This window comes from Geminicoccus flavidas (assembly GCF_009806515.1).
Lineage (GTDB): Bacteria > Pseudomonadota > Alphaproteobacteria > Geminicoccales > Geminicoccaceae > Geminicoccus > Geminicoccus flavidus.
This window is the reverse complement of sequence record NZ_WUJP01000045.1, coordinates 1-3,660: the sequence shown is the minus strand read 5'-3', so window position 1 is coordinate 3,660 and position 3,660 is coordinate 1. Positions and strand designations below refer to the sequence as shown.

The following is a 3,660-nucleotide window of genomic DNA, read 5'->3' as shown; positions in this document are numbered from 1 at the left end:
CCGGTGCGCCAGAACCCGGCGAGGTCGCTGGTGATGGCCGCCGGCCGCTGTGCCGGCGAGAGCAGGTGGAGCACGCAGGCGATACGCCCGTTAGCCAGCACCGGTCCTTGTGCCGCCCCAAACATCTCCTGCAGACGCACCGCCAGCACCGGCGGATCGCTCCCATAGTCGATCGCATGGCGTGTGCCCGCCGGCGTGGTCCAGTGAGTCGGCAGCTCGGTATCCAGGCGCAGGCGCGCCGCATGGTCCAGCCGGGCGGCGAGCGCCGCGTGCCAGTCGAGCGCCTCCGCTTCCCGCAGGGAGCGCACCCCATCCAGCCAACCGGCGAGGATGTCGGCGGCGCCCTGGACCAGCCCCTCGTCCGACAGGTCCGGCAGGGTCGATCCCTCGCCATCCAGGTGCCGCAGCAGCATGACACGACGGCGCAGCCGCTCGACTGCGGGCGTGACCGCGATCAGGGCCGGCAGGCGCGGCGCCAGTGCCTGGGCCAGCAACTCGGCCGCCTGCTCGCGGCCGGGCTCGTCGTAGCGCACCGACAGCTCGATCGCTCCCAGCATCACCGCCCGCTTGGCCACCACTCGGCCGCTCGGCCCCTCCAGCTCCAGCATCGTCGCCTCCCGCCGGCCCGCATCGGGCAGGTCGTCGGGCAGTACCGCCGCGGCCAGCCGCACCCGGCCATCCGCACCCCGGTCGTCCAGCTCGGCCACGACCAGCCAGGGAGACAAGGCCAAGGGCTCGGCCTGATCGAGCAGGGCGCCGCGGCCATTTGCCAAGCGATAGGAACCCAATGCCCGCCGCCGGGCGACACGGTCCGGATAGGCGTGGGCGAGCAGGGCGCCGGCCCGGGCGGGCTCGATCCGGCTGCGGTCGAAGCGGCCCTGGCCGAGCTGTCGCGCGATCGAGAGGGCCTGCTGGCGCCGACCGGACTCTCCACCGCCGCCCAGCAGCGCCTCCAGGCGCAGGGCGAGGTCGACCGAAGCACTGCCGGGCAGGAGGTCACGACCCGACAGGAGTGCTGCGATCGCCGCCGCGGTGTCGGCGGCCCCACTTCGCTCGCCGGCCAGCACCATGGCTGCCAAGCGCGGATGGACCGGCAGCCGCGCCATGCGCCGGCCAAGGGCGGTCACCGCACCCTCTTCGTCCAGGGCGCCCAGCAGCCGGAGCGTGTCGGCGGCGGCGGACAGGGCCGCTGCCGGCGGCGGATCCAGCCAGGCGAGGCTCGCGGCATCCCGCACCCCCCAGACCCGCAGCTCCAGCACCAGCGGCACCAGCTCGCTGTCCAGGATCTCCGGGCGCGGCTGGGCCGCCATCTGCCGCTCCTCGGCGGCCGACCACAGGCGCAGGCAGATGCCGGGCTCCAGCCGCCCGGCGCGCCCGCGCCGCTGCTCGGCATTGGCAAGCGCGATCCGGCGGGTTGTGAGTGCAGAGGTGCCGGTGCGCGGGGAGAAGCTGGGCTTGCGGGCCAGGCCGCTGTCCACCACCACCCGCACGCCTTCGATGGTGAGGCTGGTCTCGGCGATATCGGTGGCCAGCACGATCTTGCGGCAGCCCGAGGCTGCCGGGCGGATCGCCCGGTCCTGCGCCTCCTTGGACAGGTCGCCATAGAGCGGATGAACCTGCAGCCCGGGCTGGCCCGCCAGCCGGCCGGACAGGAAGGCGGCGGCGCGGCCAATCTCGGCCTGGCCCGGCAGGAACGCCAGGATCGAGCCGGCCTCGGTCGCGACCGCCTCCAGGCAGGCACGCGCCACCGCCCAGTCGACCGGCTCGTCCGGATCGCGGCCGACATGGCGCACGGCCACCGGGAACATCCGGCCTTCGCTGCGGATCACCGGTGCCTCGCCCAGCAGGCCAGCGACCGCCACGCCGTCCAGCGTCGCCGACATCGCCAGGATGCGCAGGTCCGGGCGCAGCGCAGCCCGGCTCTCCAGGGTCAGCGCCAGGGCCAGGTCGACATCGAGCGAGCGCTCGTGGAACTCGTCGAAGATCACCGCCGCTACGCCCAAGAGCTCCGGATCGGCCTGGAGCCGGCGCAGAAAGAGCCCTTCCGTCAGGACCTCGATCACCGTGTCCGGCCCGATGCTGCGCTCGAAGCGCATGGCATAGCCGACCGTCTCCCCGGTGCGCTCGCCCAGGAGGTCGGCCATCCGCCGCGCCGCGGCACGTGTCGCCAAGCGGCGGGGCTCCAGCATGATCAGCCGCCCGCCCTCGCGCCAGGGCGCCTCCAGCAGGGCCAGGGGTACCAGCGTGGTCTTGCCGGCACCGGGCGGGGCTTCCAGCACGGCAGCACCCCGCCCGGCCAGGGCCTGGGCGAGTGCCGGAAGGACGTCGCAGACGGGAAGATCAGGCAGGTCGGGCATAGCGCGGCCCAGCTAGCAGATCGAACGCCCGGCTTTAAGCCGCCGCTAGATCAGCCGCTCGGTGCGGAAGCTCAGGTGCCGGCCCTTGCCGACGATCACATGGTCGTGGAGTTCGATGTCCGCAGCCTTCAGCAGGGCCGCCACCTCCTTGGTCATCTCGACATCGGCGCGCGACGGGGTCGGGTCGCCCGAGGGGTGGTTGTGCACCATGATGATTGCGGCCGCGTCCAGTTCCAGGCAGCGCTTGAGCACCTCGCGCGGGTAGAGCGGCGTGTGGTCGACCGTGCCGCGGCTCTGCACCTCGTCGCGCAGGAGGATGTTCTTGCGGTCCAGGAACAGGATGCGGAAATGCTCGGTCCCCTCGTGGCTCATGCTGATCGCCAGATAGTCGATCAGCGCGGTCCACGAGCCGATCAGCGGGCGCTCCTTCACCTCCTCCTTCAGGACGCGCCGCATCAGCTGGTGGATGGCCTTGAGCAGGATGCGGGTGAAGCGCAGGTCCTGGTCGACCTGCTCCCGGCGCTCCTCGCTGGCTGCCATCGGATCCAGGCCGAAGATCTCGCCATATCGCACGGGCGCTGCCGCCAGCACGCCGCCCAGCCCGCCGAACCGCTCGATCAGCGCCTTGGCGATGGGCTTGGTGTCCCGGCGGTGGACCGAGAAAAACAGGAGCAGTTCCAGGAGCTCGTAGTCGGCGAGCGCGGTCTCGTCGCGGGCCTCGGTGAAACGGCTACGCAGCCGCTCGCGATGACCATGAAAATGCTTGCTGCCCCAGCTCCAGCCCTTGCCGGGCTCCGCCGGCGCCGCCTCGGCCAGGCCGGGTACGACCGTGGCGAGGCCGTCGGCGAAGCTGCGCAGGGCGGCCTCGGAGGGCAGCAGCCAGGCCTTGCGGCTGCCATCGAAGCGGGCGTCGTGGGCTTTCAGCCGGTCCTTGAACGACCAGGTCCGGCCGACGATCACGAAGCGGGCAACGCCCGAGGCATCGGTCTCGCATGCCGCCGACAGGCCGTGTGGGCGAAGGCTGTCGGCAACGCTCGGATCGACGGCGAACATCGCGGTACCTCAGGCCGGACGGGGCAGGGTGAAGATTTCGATGCCGCCTTCCGTCACCCCCACCGTGTGCTCGAACTGGGCGGACAGGCCGCCATCGGCGGTCACCACGGTCCAGCCGTCGTCCAGGCGCCGCGTCGCGTGGCTGCCCTCGTTCACCATCGGCTCGATCGTGAAGAACATGCCGGGCAGGAGCGTCAGGTCACGATCCTCGTCCAGATGGTGCAGGACCTGCGGCGGCTGGTGGAACGCC

Annotated in this window: 3 protein-coding genes; all 3 read right to left on the bottom strand. The window is 72.2% G+C overall.

From position 1 onward, the window contains the following. A partial coding sequence (gene hrpB / locus EQG76_RS01220) for an ATP-dependent helicase HrpB (RefSeq protein ID WP_159709865.1) occupies positions 1 to 2,357 on the bottom strand: 2,357 nt, incomplete at its 3' end. A 45-nt stretch (positions 2,358 to 2,402) separates the two neighbouring features. Beyond that, complete coding sequence (locus tag EQG76_RS01215; protein ID WP_159709863.1) at positions 2,403 to 3,410, bottom strand: JAB domain-containing protein; 1,008 nt, start codon at positions 3,408 to 3,410, stop codon at positions 2,403 to 2,405. Positions 3,411 to 3,419: 9 nt separating this feature from the next. Beyond that, a partial coding sequence (locus EQG76_RS01210; protein ID WP_159709861.1) for a M24 family metallopeptidase occupies positions 3,420 to 3,660 on the bottom strand: 241 nt, incomplete at its 5' end.